Here is a 417-nt window from a genome sequence, read left to right on the forward strand (position 1 = left end):
TAATACAGAATAGATATGTTTGATATATTCTTCTTCTTCCTTTGTAAACACTATCTCATTTTGAGCTGTATTATTAGATATTTTCTCTATTAAAGAAGAAGAAGTATTTAATTGTGTATTATCTATATGTGTATTATTTAACTGTGTATTTTTTTCACTGTGTATTCTTATAGTTCTTCCTTCTGAACACTCCAAATTCAACACTTCATTTTCGGCACTCCCTTTTCGACACTCCAAAATCCCTTGATTTAAAGCTGTTTCTTGGGGTGTTGATTTGGAAGTCCCCATTTTTTCCTCATTTTTTGTTTGGGGTGTTGATTTGGAAGTCCCCACTTTTTTATCTGTATCAGGTTTTCTTTTACCAAGTGCAAAACTAACTACATTTTTTGTTTCAATAATAGATTCAATTTCATTAAT

1 protein-coding gene is annotated in these 417 nt (G+C 30.0%); it reads right to left on the bottom strand.

Annotation, left to right across the window (positions count from 1 at the left end):
* Window positions 1–417 (bottom strand): hypothetical protein (locus MR107_RS30445; protein WP_242293186.1); only part of this gene is annotated, 417 nt, incomplete at both ends.

Source organism: Bacillus cereus group sp. BfR-BA-01441, from assembly GCF_022663075.1.
Classification (GTDB): Bacteria; Bacillota; Bacilli; order Bacillales; family Bacillaceae_G; genus Bacillus_A; species Bacillus_A cereus.